This is a genomic window from Marivirga sp. (genome assembly GCF_024636815.1).
Classification (GTDB): domain Bacteria; phylum Bacteroidota; class Bacteroidia; order Cytophagales; family Cyclobacteriaceae; genus Marivirga.
Window position 1 is genome coordinate 1 of sequence record NZ_JAGXGF010000206.1, and the last position, 17,148, is coordinate 17,148.

13 protein-coding genes are annotated in these 17,148 nt (G+C 35.2%); 3 read left to right on the plus strand and 10 right to left on the minus strand.

All coding sequences use genetic code 11. The features are described 5' to 3' along the window. Together Q0L29_RS14710 and Q0L29_RS14715 are read right to left on the minus strand one after the other, a co-directional pair. Positions 1-1,775, minus strand: a 1,775-nt coding sequence (locus Q0L29_RS14710) for a DEAD/DEAH box helicase (protein WP_296622892.1), incomplete at its 3' end; no start/stop codon positions are given. A gap of 252 nt (positions 1,776-2,027) precedes the next feature. Then, positions 2,028-2,483 carry a nuclear transport factor 2 family protein gene (locus Q0L29_RS14715; protein ID WP_296622894.1) on the minus strand — a complete coding sequence of 152 codons (456 nt, stop codon included), beginning with the start codon at positions 2,481-2,483 and terminating at the stop codon, positions 2,028-2,030. Between the two features lie 204 nt (positions 2,484-2,687). Here Q0L29_RS14715 and Q0L29_RS14720 point away from each other — a divergent pair, with 204 nt between their 5' ends. Together Q0L29_RS14720 and Q0L29_RS14725 are read left to right on the plus strand one after the other, a co-directional pair. Continuing rightward, positions 2,688-3,449, plus strand: a complete 762-nt coding sequence (locus Q0L29_RS14720) for a DUF481 domain-containing protein (protein ID WP_296622896.1) — start codon at positions 2,688-2,690, stop codon at positions 3,447-3,449. A 102-nt stretch (positions 3,450-3,551) separates the two neighbouring features. Next, entirely contained in the window at positions 3,552-5,195 is a 1,644-nt protein-coding gene (locus tag Q0L29_RS14725) for an amidase family protein (RefSeq protein WP_296622897.1), read from the plus strand. Positions 5,196-5,769: 574 nt separating this feature from the next. On the opposite strand, the gene Q0L29_RS14730 is transcribed toward Q0L29_RS14725, so the two are convergent. From Q0L29_RS14730 to sufB, 7 genes are all read right to left on the minus strand, one after another. Next, entirely contained in the window at positions 5,770-6,186 is a 417-nt protein-coding gene (locus tag Q0L29_RS14730; protein ID WP_013453066.1) for a BrxA/BrxB family bacilliredoxin, read from the minus strand. 134 nt (positions 6,187-6,320) lie between these two features. Then, complete coding sequence (locus Q0L29_RS14735; RefSeq protein WP_296622929.1) at positions 6,321-6,662, minus strand: SUF system Fe-S cluster assembly protein; 342 nt, start codon at positions 6,660-6,662, stop codon at positions 6,321-6,323. An 11-nt stretch (positions 6,663-6,673) separates the two neighbouring features. Next, positions 6,674-7,117 carry a SufE family protein gene (locus Q0L29_RS14740; RefSeq protein ID WP_296622899.1) on the minus strand — a complete coding sequence of 148 codons (444 nt, stop codon included), beginning with the start codon at positions 7,115-7,117 and terminating at the stop codon, positions 6,674-6,676. A gap of 10 nt (positions 7,118-7,127) precedes the next feature. Beyond that, positions 7,128-8,366: an aminotransferase class V-fold PLP-dependent enzyme gene (locus Q0L29_RS14745; protein ID WP_296622900.1), complete on the minus strand. Its 1,239-nt coding sequence runs from the start codon at positions 8,364-8,366 to the stop codon at positions 7,128-7,130. A 348-nt stretch (positions 8,367-8,714) separates the two neighbouring features. Further along, on the minus strand, positions 8,715-10,040 hold the full coding sequence (gene sufD / locus Q0L29_RS14750; protein WP_296622902.1) for a Fe-S cluster assembly protein SufD: 1,326 nt from the start codon (positions 10,038-10,040) through the stop codon (positions 8,715-8,717). Between the two features lie 18 nt (positions 10,041-10,058). Further along, positions 10,059-10,814, minus strand: a complete 756-nt coding sequence (sufC, locus tag Q0L29_RS14755) for a Fe-S cluster assembly ATPase SufC (RefSeq protein WP_296622903.1) — start codon at positions 10,812-10,814, stop codon at positions 10,059-10,061. Between the two features lie 59 nt (positions 10,815-10,873). After that, entirely contained in the window at positions 10,874-12,319 is a 1,446-nt protein-coding gene (gene sufB / locus Q0L29_RS14760; protein WP_296622905.1) for a Fe-S cluster assembly protein SufB, read from the minus strand. A gap of 773 nt (positions 12,320-13,092) precedes the next feature. Between sufB and Q0L29_RS14765 the strand changes: the two genes are divergently transcribed. Further along, positions 13,093-14,760, plus strand: coding sequence for an AMP-binding protein (locus tag Q0L29_RS14765; RefSeq protein ID WP_296622907.1), 1,668 nt, complete (start codon positions 13,093-13,095; stop codon positions 14,758-14,760). A 197-nt stretch (positions 14,761-14,957) separates the two neighbouring features. Here Q0L29_RS14765 and Q0L29_RS14770 read toward each other — a convergent pair whose 3' ends face one another. After that, the gene (locus tag Q0L29_RS14770) at positions 14,958-17,120 is read right to left on the minus strand and encodes a S9 family peptidase (protein ID WP_296622909.1); all 2,163 of its coding nucleotides are present in this window, start codon (positions 17,118-17,120) and stop codon (positions 14,958-14,960) included. Positions 17,121-17,148: the final 28 nt, after the last annotated feature.

Genomic DNA, 17,148 nt, shown 5'->3' on the forward strand with positions numbered 1-17,148 from the left:
CTTCTTCCGCCAGAACCAGCTTTCACTCTAGCTCTTCCGCCAGATTTTCTATCACCTCCAGCACTTGGACGTTTTTTAAACCCGCTTCCTCTTTTCTTATCTGGTCTGTCAGATCTACTTGATCTGTCAGATGTTCTTGGCCCACCGCCTGTTTTTGGTTCAGCTACTACTTTACGTCCGTCAAATTCACTTACGTTCAATGCACCTAAAACTGTTTGCTCATGCTGGCTTTCTACTTCCATGAAAGTGAAGCTTCTCTGAACATCAATTTTACCAAATTCAATTCCATTTGGTACGCTTTGCAAGCCGTTGATCCAGCCTAAAAGTGTACCAGCATTCAAATTATCCTTCTCACCTATGTTCAGGAATAATTTGGTGAAATCTCCGCCTTTTCTTCCTCTATCACTTCTTTCGCCTCTATTTGAATCTCTATCTCTTCCAGCTTTAGCATTTTGGTTTAAGTCAGCAGAGTTTTTGTAGTAATCCAAAAACTTATTGAATTCCAATGAAACGAATTTCTTAATTAAGTCTTCACGGCTTAAATCCTCAAATTCAGTCGCAATACTTTCCACAAATGGCTCGATTTGTTTTTCATCAACATCGGAAGCTTTCACTTTTTCAATAAAAGCCATCAATTGCTTTTCAACTACAGCATTACCGGCTGGAACTTCCGCTTTCGTGAAAGTTTTACCTAAAATACGCTCCAACTGCTTGATTTTATTGATATCTCTTGGACCGATAATTGCCATTGAGATACCAGCTTTACCGGCACGACCTGTACGACCACTACGGTGCGTATAAGTTTCCAAATCATCCGGAATATTGTAATTGATTACGTGAGTGATTTCGTTCACATCCAAACCTCTAGCTGCTACATCAGTCGCAACCAACATTTGCAAATTCTTTTTTCTGTATCGACCCATTACCGCATCTCTTTGCGCTTGTGATAAATCACCATGCAAACAGTCAGCATTATAACCATCGGCCATTAATTGGTCAGAAATTTCTTGTGTCTCTCTCTTTGTTCTGCAGAAAATGATAGCATAAATATCAGGATTGATATCAGCAATTCTTTTCAAGGCTAAGTATTTATCTCTTCCGTTTACTACGAAGTAGAAATGCTCTACTTTTTCAGCACCTTGATTTCTTTTTCCTGAAGATATTTCCTCAGGATTGTTCATGTAGTTATTAGAGATCCTTAATACCTCTTTTGACATAGTCGCAGAGAATAATAAGGTTTGTCTTTGGTCAGGAGTGTGCGATAAGATGAAATCTAAATCATCTTTAAAGCCCATATTCAACATTTCATCGGCTTCATCAAGAACTACCCATTCAATGTCTTCTAATTTTAATTTCTTTCTTTTAATCAAATCCACTACACGACCTGGTGTACCTACCACAATCTGAGCTCCTTTATTCAAGGCTTTGATTTGGGTTTCTATACTTGCACCACCATAAACAGGTACTACATCTAATTTCTTTGAATATTTAGTATATGAGTTAAAGTCGTTAGCAATTTGAATTGCTAATTCTCTAGTAGGACATAATACTAATGATTGTGTCTTTTTAGAATCACCATCAATTTGATTCAAAACAGGCAATCCAAAAGCAGCTGTTTTACCAGAACCTGTTTGAGCTAGCGCAATTAAATCTTGCTTAGTGTTTAATAAATGTGGAATAGTTTTTTCCTGAATAGGAGTAGGCTCTAAAAAACCAATTTCTAAAATTGCTTTTAGGATGTCAGGCTTAAGGCCTAATTCTTCAAATGTTAACATGTGTTGTTTTAAAATTTAATACAATATCAGGGATATGTTGTGACATGACTGCTAAGCAGCCTATTGCATTAAGCGACTCTCGATTATTCCCTGGCTTAACCCAAGCCATTTTTCGAACCTTTCGAGTAGCCTAGGATTGTAATTGTTGCACAAAGGTATAAATACTTTTTGAATAAATCGCTATTCATCAAAAAATAACCAAATAATATTTTGTTCCTGTGAAATTATTATTGGGCGTATAAACTAAAAAAATTATTTTCTTATGGGCTCACCGCTGAGGGTAGCTTGCCAATTGACTGCTTGCCATTTGCCGTCTCGCTTTAGAAAAGTACCACTATTTAAGTAATATTGAATGGTGGAATCACCAACTGCTTTCATTTTAAAGGCTATAATTGCCATATCATCATATTGTTGTGTTATAATATCCTCTGCGGTATAATTTGTTGAAGGTCTTTCGATTTTGGTATCCTCTGCACTATTAAAACGAGCTATTATTTCCTTTTTCCCAAAACGGTTTCCAGTAGAACTGGTATAAATTAAATCTTCCGCCCAAAAATTAGCATGAATGAGAGAGTCATTTTTGGATGCTCCGTCCATGAATTTATGTAGAATCTGTTTGAGTTCCATTTCATCTGAAGCATTTTGTGCGTTTAAACTCAGCGAAAAATAAAAGCAAAAACTGAAAATTATAAGGAGGTTGGTTTTCATAATTAATACAGATAAAATTTATTCTTAACTTATTACAAGTATAACGATTTGATGCTTTAGATTTTAATTATTGGGCTTTAGTTTTTTGTACTGACTTATGGTTTCAATTGCTTTCGTCATATATTATCTCAAGCTTTGTACTTCGAAATTGAAACCCAAATTTTAATGAAATTAATGAATAGAATTCTTTTTCTTTTAATTGTTATGATTTTTATCAGCCCCAATTTGAATGGTCAGATACTTAATCTTCAAAATTCTAAAATTGAAAAGGATAGCAGCTTAATTAAAGGTAATGTTACCGCTAGTTTTTCCATGTACAATAGAAGTGCTGCTGCTGATGAACCCGTTGAATTTTTTGGGTATAACTTAAAATCAAGTATTGCTTTATTTCTTAAGAATTCCAGATTGGCTTTTATCAATGATTTTTCTTACTTAAGAATCAATGAAGATCCATTCCTGAATACAGGCTTTCAACATTTACGTTTTAGCATGTTTGAAGATAAGAGAGTTCATCCGGAAGCTTTTGTACAATTTCAATATGATAATTTCAGAGGTTTATTCCCACGTTGGATAGCAGGCATCGGACTTAGGCATGATTTAATTAAGTCTAAGGATTTTAGTTTTTTCTTTAGCCCTGGAATCATGTGGGAATATGAAGCATGGATGATACCCGGCAGTGAAGAACAAGTTAAAGTCAATTTTCTCAAGTCCACTAATTATATTGGTTTCCGGTGGGATGTAAATGATTACCTTGATATCAACACAATTAATTATTATCAAACCACTTATGACCGTGATGCAGAACTATGGCGTAATCGCTATAGCATAGAGCTTAACATAAATTCTAAAATTACAGAGCGATTAGGAATCAACAATAGTTTTACGCTTTCTTATGAAGATGAACCAATCGTACCTATTACGCAAACAATTTATAATTTTACTGCAGGAATCAATTATAAATTCTAGCCATTAACCTACCGATCCTGTAAAATTAAAATTTACCTAATTGAAAGCCTTTTAAATTGTTTATCTTGATAATCGATTTTTAAAACACCAAATATTAAACAAATGAGAAGATTATTTTACTTAATGATTTTAGGTTTTTGGGCATGTGATGAGAAACCCAAAACTACTATCGAGACCTGGGTTCCTTATGATGAAACAGCTATCATAGCCAATAATGCTGATCATGAATCAAAATATTTACGCTATAAACTAATCCAATCAAAAGTGAGCGATAGAAATGATTTATGGAAACAAATAGAGCCTCAAATTAGTGATTTTACAGCTGAAGATTATGAGCGTTTAAAACCATTAATTCTTGAGCAGGATATGATGAGCATGCAAGATGCTATTTCAGAAGGAAAACTGAACTATAAAGAATTAACTCAATGGTACCTGTATAGAATTGTCTTATTTGAAAATGATAGTTTAAGTACTTTAAATAATATCATTTCTATTAATCCTTCAGCAGTTGAAGAAGCTATTGCAAGAGATGAAAAGAAGTCAGGTGACAATCATCCTATTTTTGGAATGCCTATTTTATTGAAGGATAATATCAATTTTGAGGGTATTCCGACTACAGCGGGTGCAGTAGCTTTAAGAGATAATCAAACTGCTGATGCTCATATAGTAAGGCGATTGGAACACAGTGGAGCAATTATTTTAGGTAAATCAAGCTTAAGTGAATGGGCAAACTTTTTATGTGATGGTTGCCCGAATGGCTATAATGCTATTGGTGGACAAACTTTAAATCCTTACGGAATAGGTGAATTTGATACTGGTGGTTCTAGTGCTGGAAGTGGCTCTGCCGTTGCTGCTAATTTTTCAGCTGGAGCAATTGGAACAGAAACTTCGGGTTCTATTTTATCACCATCCAGTTCTAATTCAATTGTAGGATTAAAACCAACAATAGGATTATTGAGTAGGGGAGGAATAGTACCTATTTCAAGTACTTTGGACACGCCTGGGCCCATGACCCGAAATGTAATGGATAATGCTATTATGCTTTCTGCTTTGACAGGTGAGGATGCCCAGGATGAGGTAACCATTGGAAATTCTCCTGAAAAAGAGTACTGGAAATCTTTGAAGGATAGTAATCTGGAAGGTGTGCGATTAGGCGTAATGAAGGGGTTTTTGGAAGATTCTTTATATAAAGTCAATATCAAGCAATTGGAGAAATTAGGTGCAGTAGTAATTGAGGTGGAAGCTCCCCAAGTAGATTTATCAGGATTTTTGACTTTGTTGAATATGGATATGAAAGCAGATTTACCTCATTATTTTGAAAATTATGCTGGCCCGAGTATAAAATTTCAATCAGTCCAGGATATCATTGATTTTAATATGGCAGATTCAGCTACAAGAATTCCTTATGGGCATGCAAGATTTGAAGGAATTGTAAATGATACAACTTCAGCAGAAGCATTTGATAGCTTAAAAACTCGATTGATGAGTGAGGGTAGAAGATATTTCGAAACTATGATGAATGAGAATGATTTAGATGCCGTTTTATCCATCAATAACTGGAGTGCGGGTTATGCCGCAGTTGCGCATCATCCTGCTTTGACAGTTCCGATGGGATATGAGAAAAGTGGACAGCCAAAAGGTATAACTTTCATTGCAGAACCTTATTCTGAAGAAAAGTTGTTAAAAATTGCTTATGCTTTTGAAAAAGAGACTAAGGCTAGGAAGATTCCTGCTGATTATAAGTAAGAATAAGGCAGTAGCGTTTGCGGTTTGATAGTTAGAACCGTCTAATCGTTAATTTCGAGCAATGATTATTATAGATGGTGCTTTATCGGTCAGACGGGGTTTGTTATTGGGTTAATTTTTGTCATAAATCTGCTTTAGAGGGTTTTAATATGCTCCTGCTATGATGTTAGAAACCGTCAGACCGAAGTTAAATACGTTTTAGAAAAGGAGACTAAGGCTAGAAAGATTCATGCTGATTATAGGGAATGCAAGATGAGATCGTCATACCTGCGAAGGCAGGTATCTATAGATTTTAACCTTTGGTTAAAATATCAATTGCTGTTTATGTAAATGGCTTGTGTGTAACCAGCCTTTGTGAGAGTAGTGGTTATGGCAGACAGGACAGGATTATTGAAACAAAGTTTCAATAGAATAGATACCTGCCTTCGCAGGAATGACGGTAGGTGCTAGGATTGAAGTTAAATTGATATTGTATTTTTATTATACGATTTATCCATACAAAAAAAGGTTGCTGGAATAATCCAACAACCTTTTTTAAAATTCTCAATTCTTTACTCTATAATCTAGGTTCTTATTAACAGTACTCTTCAAAAACCTGCACCAAATGATTTCCAATCATTTCAGCAGTTCTACCTTCGATATGGTGTCTTTCTACAAAATGAACCAATTCACCGTCTTTAAATAAAGCGATAGAGGGTGAAGATGGCGGATAAGGAGCTGTTAATTCTCTAGCTTTTGCAACTGCTTCCTGGTCAACACCAGCGAAAACAGTAGTCAAATTATCAGGTTTTTTTGGGCTTTGTTGTACCGCCCATTTTACGCCTGGTCTTGCTGCACCTGCAGCACAACCACATACTGAATTGATTACCATTAAAGAAGTTCCTTTATGGTCTTTTAGGTGTTCAGCCACCTGATCAGCTGTTTTGAATTCCTCAAAACCAACTTCTGTTAAATCTGCACGCATTGGTGCTACTAATTCTTCAGGATACATATTTTTATAGATTTAAGATTTTAGATGATGAGATTTTAGACTATTATCTCATTCCCATCATTCCTATTTTTATTTATTGTGTACTCTTTATTCACTTCTAAGTTCTAACTTCCCCCTTTGAGGGCTAGGGGGCTCTACATAAAGCCTAACTCTAGCTTTGCTGCTTCGCTCATCATTTCCTGAGAGTAAGGTGGATCAAAAGTTAACTCTACTTTTACATCGCTTACCCCTTCAATTGACCTTACTTTCATTTCTACCTCGCTAGGAATTTCTTCCGCAGCAGGGCAGGATGGAGAGGTTAAAGTCATGAGGATATACACATTATTGACAGGATATACATTTACTTCATATATCAAGCCCAATTCGTATATATCTACCGGAATCTCCGGGTCATAAACTGACTTTATAGCTTCCATCACTTTATCTCTCAAATTGGGTACTTCTGTTTTCTTTTCAAATTTTGTTTCTTCTGACATCATGTATCAATTTAAGCTTCGTTTTCTAATTTTGTTTTATACGCTAACGCATACATTTTGATTTGTTTGATCATAGCTAAAAAGCCATTTGATCTTTGCGTTCCTATAAAACGGTTCATGCCGATTTTATGTACAAAATATAAATCAGCATTTAAAATATCTTCTATTCTGCCCTTATTTAGAATAGAAACTAAAAGGCTAACCAATCCTTTGGTGATTGCTGTATTGCTATCTGCCTGAAAATGAAGTTTTCCATCATTTTCGTCTGCAGTTAGCCATACTTTTGACTGGCAACCTTTCACTATATTGTCTTCATTTTTTAATGATTCAGGCATCTCAGGTAGCTTTTCACCAAGCTCCATCAAATAGCCTATCATCATTTCCATGTCACCATCCAGCATGGAAAACTTTTCTATAATCTCGTCTTGTTTTGTGTTGATTGTATTATCAGCCATTGACTAATTTTTAGCTAAATTTTGCGACTATATCTTTTAAAGAATCTGCAAAAAAATCTATTTCTTCAATTGTATTATAAACAGAGAATGAAGCCCTAATCGTTCCTTCAATTCCAAAATGATCCATTAGAGGTTGTGTACAATGATGTCCTGTTCTAACCGCAATTCCTTTTGCATCCAACATCATTCCAGCATCATATGGATGAACATTGTCAATAGTAAAGGAAACCACACTCACTTTATCTTCTGCGGTGCCATAGAAATTTATGCCTGGTACTTCTGATAATCTTTTATGTGCATGTTGCGTTAAAGCTTGTTCATGCACCATGATATTATCTTTACCTATAGAATCAATGTATTCAGCAGCATATTTTAATGCTACTACATCCGCAATATTAGGGGTGCCCGCTTCAAATTTATAAGGAATATCATTATAGGTGGTTTTTTCAAAACTCACATTGTTGATCATTTCCCCACCGCCTTGATAGGGCGTCATTTCTTCTAAAATGGCTCTTTTACCATAAAGAATTCCGCATCCAGTCGGACCGTACATTTTATGACCTGAAGTGGCATAAAAATCACAATCCAAATCTTGTACATCGACTTTGCAATGAGAAGAAGCTTGTGCCCCGTCCACTACCATCACCGCATTTTTAGCGTGAGCTAATCTTGCAATTTCTTTTACAGGATTTACGGTACCTAATGAATTGGAAGCATAAACAACCGATACAATCTTAGTTTTATGAGTTATTAGTCTATTAACATCATTGAGCGAGATTTCGCCTTTAGCATTTACAGGAACAACTTTCAAAATAGCACCCTTTTCTTCAGCTATCATTTGCCAAGGCACAATATTAGAATGATGCTCCATGGCGGTGATTAAAATCTCATCACCTTTTTGGAGGAACTTTCTGCCGTATGCATTGGATATCAAATTGATTCCATCGGTTGTGCCTTTAGTGAAAATCACTTCTTCTACTTCAGCGGCATTGATGAATTTCTGAAAAACCGTTCTACTTTCTTCAAAAGCAGTAGTGGCTTTTTCAGCTAAAGAATGTAAACCTCTATGAATATTGGCGTTATAACCTGCGTAATATTCAGAGATAGCATCAATAACCTGTTTCGGCTTTTGAGTGGTAGCAGCATTATCAAAATATATCAATGGCTTGCCATTCACTTTTTGCTCAAGGATGGGAAAGTCTTGTCTGATTTTTTGAATATCCAATTTTGGTGCTACTGCTGTGCTCATATAAACTATATTTATTCTATTACTATTATCCTCCTAAAGTAATAATACTACCAAGTTGTTCAGTTAAGCTTTAAAGCCTCGTCCCACTACAATCCTCAAAAAATAACCTTGGTTATTTTCTATTGTGTTCTCTTGTATCTTTTGTGGTTTTAAAAAAAAAATTGTAAGTAGATACTCTCGGTAGCAAATTCTTACCACAAAAGACAAAAGAAAACAAAAGGTTTTTCGCTTTAGCGAAAAATTTGTTAAGGGTATTCCCTTAACCTAATAGTATTGTAATCCACTTTTATAAAACAACCCTATAATCCCCTTCAGGGGATAGGGAAGCTTTGTCCCCATGAATCCGTGTTAAAGACGTTCGTTAATTTTATTTTCTATCAGTGTTCTGAAAGCTTCAATTTTTATATTGCTTAAAACATCTGATGCAAAAGCATTTAACAACATTGATTTTGCTGTCTGCTTATCAATTCCTCTCGCCCTTAGGTAAAATAACTGGTCTAAATCCAATTGGCCAACGGTCGCACCGTGAGAACATTGAACATCATCCGCCCAAATCTCTAATTGTGGTTTAGTATCCACCTCAGCATCATCGGAAAGCACTACATTTCTATTCGATTGAAATGCATTGGTTTTCTGAGCATCTTGCCTTACAAATATTTTACCGTTGAAAACACCTCTTGATTGACCATCTAATATGCCTTTGTACATCTCATTACTTTCGCAATTCGGAACTTTATGATCCACTACAGTATGATTATCAACATGGGTTTTCCCATCCAATAAATACAAACCGTACATATTGGTTTCAGAATGTTCTTTATGGATAGCAATGTTTAAGTTATTACGAAGCATAGCTCCGTTTAAACTTAAAGTCACGCCATTAAATACAGACTTACCTAGTTGATGCACCATTGTGGCACCTACCTGAATAGCCTGATTGGATTCATTCTGGTATTTATAGTAATTGAAAACACAATCGTCCTTTACCACAATTTCAGTCACTGCATTTGTGAAACTCGTGTTTTCACCTAAAGTCACATAAGACTCTATTAATGAAGCTTGACTATTCTTTTCTGCAATCACCAAATTTCTAGGCTGGCTAATGACATCTGAATTTTTAGCATCATTAAAATAATAGCAAGCAATTGGTGTTTCAACCACTGCATTAGCATCTATTTTAACGAAAACACCACCCTTAGTAAAAGCAGTATTCAATTCCGAAAAATTATCAGCACCTTCAATTTCATGGGTGTTGAAATGCTTTTCAAAATCTTCAGCATAATCATCTGCTGCAGTTTTGATGACCTGGATATGCACTCCTTTTGGAAGTGTATCTATATCTGATAATTTATTATCCAATACCCCATTTACAAATACCAAACGAATGGCATCTAACTCAGGAATAAAGTATCTAGTTGCTTCATCTAAGCTTAGAGAAAAATTATCATCCGATAGATTCTCAACATTAAATAGCTTACCAAAAGTCTTGGCTATATTACTATACTTATATTCTTCATTCTTTGCATGAGGAAACCCATCTGATTTGAAATTCTCAATGGCTTGTTTCCTTTTTGCGTGCAATGGCTTTTTACTTTCTCCATTTAAGGAGTTTTCAAAAGCTTCAAATTGCCCGATGAAAAATTTATCTATATCTTCTTTAATCAATTTACTCATATGTATTGCTGATTAAAATTATGCAACTCCTGCTTCTTCCTTAATCCAATCGTAACCTTTTTCTTCAAGTTTATGTGCTAGCTCTTTTCCGCCAGTTTTAACGATTTTACCATCAAATAAAACATGAACGAAATCAGGGACGATGTAATCCAATAATCTTTGGTAGTGTGTTACAACTATTGTGGCGTTATCCTCATTCTTTAATTTATTAACACCATTTGCAACAATTCGTAAAGCGTCAATATCCAAACCTGAATCAGTTTCATCTAGAATAGATAGCGTAGGCTCTAACATTGCCATCTGGAAAATTTCATTCCTTTTCTTTTCTCCACCAGAGAAACCTTCATTTAATGAACGACTCAATAAAGTCTGATCGATTTCAACCAACTTCATTTTCTCTTTCATTCTGCTTAGGAAAGAAACAGCATCCAATGGCTCTAAACCTTTGTGCTCACGGATTTTATTCAAGGCCGTTTTCATAAAGTTGGTAGTGGTTACACCTGGAATTTCAATAGGATACTGGAATGCCAAGAAAACACCCTCTTTAGCTCTTTCATCCGCTTCTAGTTCCAATAAATCATTTCCTTTGAAAGTGATTTCACCTGAATCAACTGTAAAATCTTCTCTACCTGCTAAAACAGAAGCCAACGTACTTTTACCAGAACCATTTGGTCCCATGATAGCATGAACTTCACCTGGCTTTACTTCCAGATTGATGCCTTTTAATATTTCTTTGCCTTCAATTGAGGCATGTAAATCTTTAATTGATAACATTATAATATATGCTTATTTCAAAAAATTATTCTACTTCTTATCTCTGTACTTTGTACTCTTTATCCAACTGAACCTTCAAGGGTTAAGGCTAATAATTTCTGTGCCTCAACTGCAAACTCCATTGGTAAATTATTCAATACTTCTTTACAATAACCATTTACGATTAGTGCAACAGCACTTTCCTCATCAATTCCTCTCTGTTGGCAATAGAAAATCTGGTCTTCACCAATTTTTGATGTAGTTGCCTCATGTTCTACTTGAGCAGAACTATTCTTGATTTCTATATATGGGAAAGTATGCGCTCCGCATTTGTCACCCATTAATAAAGAGTCACATTGGGAGAAGTTTCTTGAATTTTCAGCTCTTTTATGAATTTCTACCAATCCTCTGTAAGAGTTTTGACTTTTACCACCTGAAACCCCTTTAGAAACAATTCTACTTTTTGTGTTCTTACCAATATGAATCATTTTAGTTCCAGTATCGGCCTGTTGCATGTTATTAGTAACTGCCACAGAGTAAAACTCACCTTGAGAATAATCTCCTTTTAGAATACAACTAGGATATTTCCAGGTTACGGCAGAACCAGTTTCAACTTGTGTCCATGCAATTTTAGCATAATCACCAGCGCAAATTCCTCTTTTGGTCACAAAGTTGTAAATTCCACCTTTACCATTTTTATCACCTGGGTACCAGTTCTGTACAGTAGAATATTTTACTTCAGCATTTTTTGCTGCATAAATTTCCACTACTGCCGCGTGCAATTGATTTTCATCACGCATAGGAGCAGTACAACCTTCTAAGTAACTCACATAAGAATCATCTTCCGCAACGATCAAGGTTCTTTCGAACTGACCTGTATTGGCAGCATTAATTCTAAAATATGTAGATAACTCAACAGGACATCTAACTCCTTTCGGAATATAACAGAAAGAACCATCAGAGAATACAGCTGAGTTTAAAGCTGCATAAAAGTTATCATTAGAAGGAACGACCGAACCAATGTATTTTTTCACCAATTCAGGGTGCTCTTTTACAGCCTCACTGAATGAGCAAAATATGATTCCTAATTCTCCTAATTGCTTTTTGAATGTTGTTCCTACTGAAACTGAATCCATTACGGCATCTACAGCAACACCAGTTAATCTTTTTTGCTCTGTTAGAGAAATACCTAATCTTTCAAAGGTTTTTCTCATTTCAGGATCTACTTCGTCCAAGCTTTTAGGCTTGTCCTTCGCTTTGGGTGCCGAGTAGTATATTATATTTTCAAAATCAGGTTTTGGATAATGCACATTAGCCCATTTAGGCTCTTTCATTTTTCTCCAATTCCTGTATGCTTTCAATCTCCACTCTAAAAGCCATTCCGGCTCTTCTTTTTTAGCAGAAATAAAACGCACTATATCTTCGTTTAGGCCCGGAGGCGCTGAGTCTGCTTCAAAATCTACTGTCCAGCCATGCTCATACTCTTTTGAGGCAAATTCTTCCAGTATTTGATCGTCTTTACTCATATGTGAATTATTTAGACTAATTTCAATTAAGCTACAAAGCTAACATAAATCATACGTTTATGTTATTAAAATCCTATATTTTTTAATGATCGAATTATAGATGTTTGCTATTGAAAGTGTGTACGTTTTGAAGTGTTGATGTGTTCAGGTAAAGCGTTAGATGTTGGGTTATGGATGATTTTCCATCCCTAAATAGTATTGACCGAATCTTTTCCGAAGTTCTGATCTTTAGAAAAGTTGTTTTTGTTATCTAAACAAGCTAATTCAAATGTTTACACAATCTTTCCCACTAATTATTTAGGAGTTATCGAATACTATAGGAATGATCTTATTTATATGTCAACTTTAAGAATAATTTCTATTTAGCTAGCATCTCGTAGTGGAAAATACCAACGCTTTCTTATATTACTGTTAGGTTAGAGAAGGGTTTTTATTTTGCCATACACTTGCTTTTATTTTTTTCTTGAATCCAATCTACTGCTAATACTTAATACTTTTTTTAGTAAAAGTTCCAGAGGAATAATTAATTACCATTCTCGAGATGCAGGAGGCAAATAATTGATAAATATTTCTTTATGTACTTTCCCTAGTAGTATGTCCATAATATTTAAAACTTATAATCTAAAACCTAAAACCATAAAGTACTGATTTACAGCTTATTTTGTAAAATTAAATTCAAGTATACAAATGTTGTTTAAAATTGCTCTATGGAAGAATAATATTTTTTAGTAATTTCCAATCCGAAACGAAAAATTGAAATTAAATATATGACTATGAGCGATTTTCCATGGTATAATCATTATCCGAAAGGAGTACCGAGAGAGATTAACCCAGACCAATATAAGAACCTCCCTGAATTATTTGAAGAAATCTTCCAAAAGTATGGGAGCAATGAAGCCTATGAGAATATGGGTAAGGTGCTGACTTATGCTGAAGTTGATCAATTATCCAATAATTTTGCAGCCTATTTGCAAAATGAGGCAGGATTGAAAAAAGGTGATAGAATGGCCATTCAAATGCCGAACTGTTTGCAATATCCAATTGCAATGATAGGAGCCTTGAAAGCAGGTATAATTGTTGTAGGTACCAATCCACTTTATACTGCACGTGAAATGGCTCATCAGTTTAAAGATTCAGGTGCTAAAGCCATTGTGATTGTTGCTAATTTTGCTAGCAATCTGGATAAGATTTTGGATGAAACGGAAATTAAAACGGTTATTGTTACCCAGTTGGGAGATATGCTTGGTGGGTTAAAAGGTGGCATTGTCAACTTTGTAGTGAAAAATATCAAAAAGATGGTGCCCAGCTACAATTTACCAACAGCCGTTAATTGGAAAGAGGTTATGAAGAAAGGTAAAAACCATACTTTCAAAAAACCTGAAATTGAGTCTTCTGACTTAGCATTTTTGCAATATACAGGCGGCACTACAGGTGTTAGCAAGGGCGCGCAGTTATCTCACAGGAACTTGGTGGCGCATACAATGCAAACCAAAGAGTGGTTCAAGCCATTATTTACTGATGGACTTCAAGAGCAAATGATCACAGCTCTTCCGCTTTATCATATTTTTGCTCTTGCAGTAAATGGCATTCTGATGTTTAGTATTGGAGCAAAAAGTATCTTGATTACTAACCCTAGAGATATGCCTGCTTTCATTAAAGAGTTGAAAAAGCATCCATTTACTTTAATGACGGGTGTTAATACTTTGTTTAATGGACTTTTAAATCAGCCTAATATTAAAGAAGTTGACTTTTCACATTTGAAGGGATCAATAGGTGGTGGAATGGCCGTGCAAAGAGCTGTAGCTGAAAAATGGAGAGCATTAACAGGTGGTCCTTTGGTAGAAGGTTATGGATTAAGTGAAACTTCTCCTGTATTAAGTGTTAATCCTTTAGATGGCACCGAAAGAATCGGAACTATTGGGATGCCTACTCCAAGTACAGATATGAAGATCATGGATGAAGAAGGAAAAGAGGTTGCATTAGGAGAACCAGGCGAAATTTGTGGTAAAGGTCCGCAGGTGATGTCAGGTTATTGGAATAAGCCGGAATTGAAGGAAAAGACGTTCTTCGATGGCGATTGGTTCCGCACAGGAGATGTTGGTGTTCAGGATGCTGATGGTTTCTTTAAAATAGTGGATAGAATAAAAGACATGATTAATGTGTCTGGTTTTAATGTTTATCCTAATGAAATTGAAGATGTTATTGCGGGTATGGATAAAGTTCTCGAAGTAGCCGTAATCGGTGTTCCTGATGAAAAATCAACTGAGGTAGTGAAAGCCTTTGTAGTGAAGAAAGATGAAAGCTTGACCGAGCAGGAAGTAATAGATTTCTGTAAGGAAAATTTAACTGCTTATAAATGTCCGAAATCAGTTTCTTTTGAGAAGGAATTGCCTAAATCTAATGTGGGTAAAATTATTAGAAGGCATTTAAGGGAGAGATAATTACGAATTACGAATTTGAAAAGGCTTCTCAGAAATGGGAAGCTTTTTTTCTAGATATTTAATCAATAAGACATTTTGAACAGAATTCTATGAATTATTCGGTAACTTAAGTCAATTTGGTATTTTCCTATTAGACTAATTAGAGAAATCATTTCTTAAGCATTAAAAAAGCCCGATTCTCATCGGGCTTTTCATTTTTATAAATTCTCTAACCACCAATTGGTCATCATGTTGAAAAGGTGAGGTCTTGCACCTTGTTCGCTTATCCCGTGGGTTCTGTCAGGGTAATAAAATAAATCAAATTGTTTTCCCGCTTCTAATAATTCGTCCTGATACACGATGGTATGCTGTACATGCACATTGTCATCCCCAGTTCCGTGAATAATTAAATATGGATCTTCTAACTTTTCTATTTTACTTAAAGGTGAATTGTCATCATAACCATCAGGATTGTTTTGAGGTGTGTCCATATAGCGCTCAGTATAAATGGTATCATAATATCTCCAGTTGGAAACCATAGCCACAGAAACAGCTGCATTGAATACATCAGCACCATCCAAAATGGCATTTCCAGCCATATAGCCACCATAAGACCAACCCCAAATACCGATTCTTTCAGCATCAACATAGACTAAACTGCCCAAATATTTTCCTGTTTCAATCATATCTAAGGTTTCGTATTTGCCTAATTGTCTGTAAGTCATTTTCTTGAAAGCTTCACCTCTTCCGCCAGTCCCTCTTGGGTCAACCACAGCTACTATATAACCTTTTTGCGTCATCATTTGATGCCAGTTATAATGACTTCCGCCCCAACTGTTCTGAACATTCTGACTTCCAGGTCCGCTATACTGATAAACTATCACAGGATATTCTTTAGACTCATCAAAGTCGGCAGGTTTTAAGAAATAGCCATTTAGGCTGACATCTTCCGAAGTCTCAAATTGAAAATATTCCTTATCTACAAATTCGAATTCCTCGGTTATGGATTTATAGCTTGAATTGTCTTTTAAGGTAGCCAATTTTTCATTGCCTTTGGTTTGGTGCAAGCTCACTTGATTAGGAGTAGTTGGGTTGCTATAATATTTTAAATAATATTGAAAATCATTACTCATATTAATTCTGGTAGTACCCATTTCTTCTCCTATCAAATTCTTTCTTTTTCCATTTAATTCGATGGAATAAAAAGTGCGATCTAATGGAGAAACCTCAGTGCTGATATAATAGATTTTGCTATCTTTTTGGTCAATTCCTACTATGCTTACCACTTCCCAATCTCCTTTGGTTATTTGTCTTACTGGTTTACCATCTAAAGTATAGAGATAAAGATGCTTGTAGCCGTCCTGCTCACTTGATTGTATGAAATATTTACCATCGTTGGTATAAGTTAAATCATCACAATAGTTCAAAGCCACATATGTATCAGATTCTTCTTTTAAAACTACTTTGCTTTCACCAGTGGTTGCATTAGCATGTAAAATCTCCAGGATATTCTGTCTTCTATTCATACGGATAATACTCAATAGATTAGAGTCTTTAGTCCATTGTACTCTAGGGATATATTGGTCTTTCTCCTCACCTATATCCATTTTTACAGTTTTCTTAGAAGTTAAATCATAAACTGAAATCCATACGTAAGAATTTTTTTCTCCTGCTTTTGGATATTTGTAGACATAATTTTCAGGGTAAAGTTGCCCGTCATTCCATTTTTGTAAAGTGTATTCTTTTACATGACTTTCATCCATGGTATAGAATGCAAGTTTCTTGCTGTCAGGCGACCAGTAAAAAGTTTTGGTAACGTAAAATTCTTCTTCGTAAACCCAATCAGATCCACCATTGATGATTTCGTTAATTTTTCCATCTGATGTGACTTGGGTGGTATTTCCAGATACCAAATCCAATATGTAAATATTGTTTTCGAATACATAAGCTACTTTTTCCGCATCAGGGGAGAAGGTAGCAAACATTTGAGGGTTTTCAGATAGAGGCTTTAAACTTTCATCTTCTAAATTGTAAACATAATACTGGGCTGTAAATGAGCGTCTGTAGATATAATTAACATCAGTTGCCAACAATAATTTTTGCTCATCTTTGCTGAAAGAATAGCTTCTAATTTTGAGATCTTGCTCCAATTCGTTTCCGTCCAATATTGTTTCCACTATTTCTCCGTTTTCCACATCAATTTTTTGGACTTTATTGTCATCCAAAGCTGAATAATATTTCCCGTCATTCATCCAGTTGACATTGTAGACGGATTCTTGGCGGAAAGTACCTTTCTCATAGATATCAGAAACGGTAATTTCTTTTTGAGCGAAAACTAAGCTCGTACTTATAAAACAAAGTATAAATAATAGATTTTTCATATATTATAAAATTAATTCGATCTCGAAA

Bases quoted from the DNA above. Each gene is read 5' to 3' on its own strand.
- Q0L29_RS14715 (WP_296622894.1), bottom strand. From the start codon at position 2,483: ATGAAAACCAACCTCCTTATAATTTTCAGTTTTTGCTTTTATTTTTCG.
- Q0L29_RS14720 (WP_296622896.1), top strand. From the start codon at position 2,688: ATGATTTTTATCAGCCCCAATTTGAATGGTCAGATACTTAATCTTCAA.
- Q0L29_RS14725 (WP_296622897.1), top strand. From the start codon at position 3,552: ATGAGAAGATTATTTTACTTAATGATTTTAGGTTTTTGGGCATGTGAT.
- Q0L29_RS14730 (WP_013453066.1), bottom strand. From the start codon at position 6,186: ATGTATCCTGAAGAATTAGTAGCACCAATGCGTGCAGATTTAACAGAA.
- Q0L29_RS14735 (WP_296622929.1), bottom strand. From the start codon at position 6,662: ATGTCAGAAGAAACAAAATTTGAAAAGAAAACAGAAGTACCCAATTTG.
- Q0L29_RS14740 (WP_296622899.1), bottom strand. From the start codon at position 7,117: ATGGCTGATAATACAATCAACACAAAACAAGACGAGATTATAGAAAAG.
- Q0L29_RS14745 (WP_296622900.1), bottom strand. From the start codon at position 8,366: ATGAGCACAGCAGTAGCACCAAAATTGGATATTCAAAAAATCAGACAA.
- sufD (WP_296622902.1), bottom strand. From the start codon at position 10,040: ATGAGTAAATTGATTAAAGAAGATATAGATAAATTTTTCATCGGGCAA.
- sufC (WP_296622903.1), bottom strand. From the start codon at position 10,814: ATGTTATCAATTAAAGATTTACATGCCTCAATTGAAGGCAAAGAAATA.
- sufB (WP_296622905.1), bottom strand. From the start codon at position 12,319: ATGAGTAAAGACGATCAAATACTGGAAGAATTTGCCTCAAAAGAGTAT.
- Q0L29_RS14765 (WP_296622907.1), top strand. From the start codon at position 13,093: ATGAGCGATTTTCCATGGTATAATCATTATCCGAAAGGAGTACCGAGA.
- Q0L29_RS14770 (WP_296622909.1), bottom strand. From the start codon at position 17,120: ATGAAAAATCTATTATTTATACTTTGTTTTATAAGTACGAGCTTAGTT.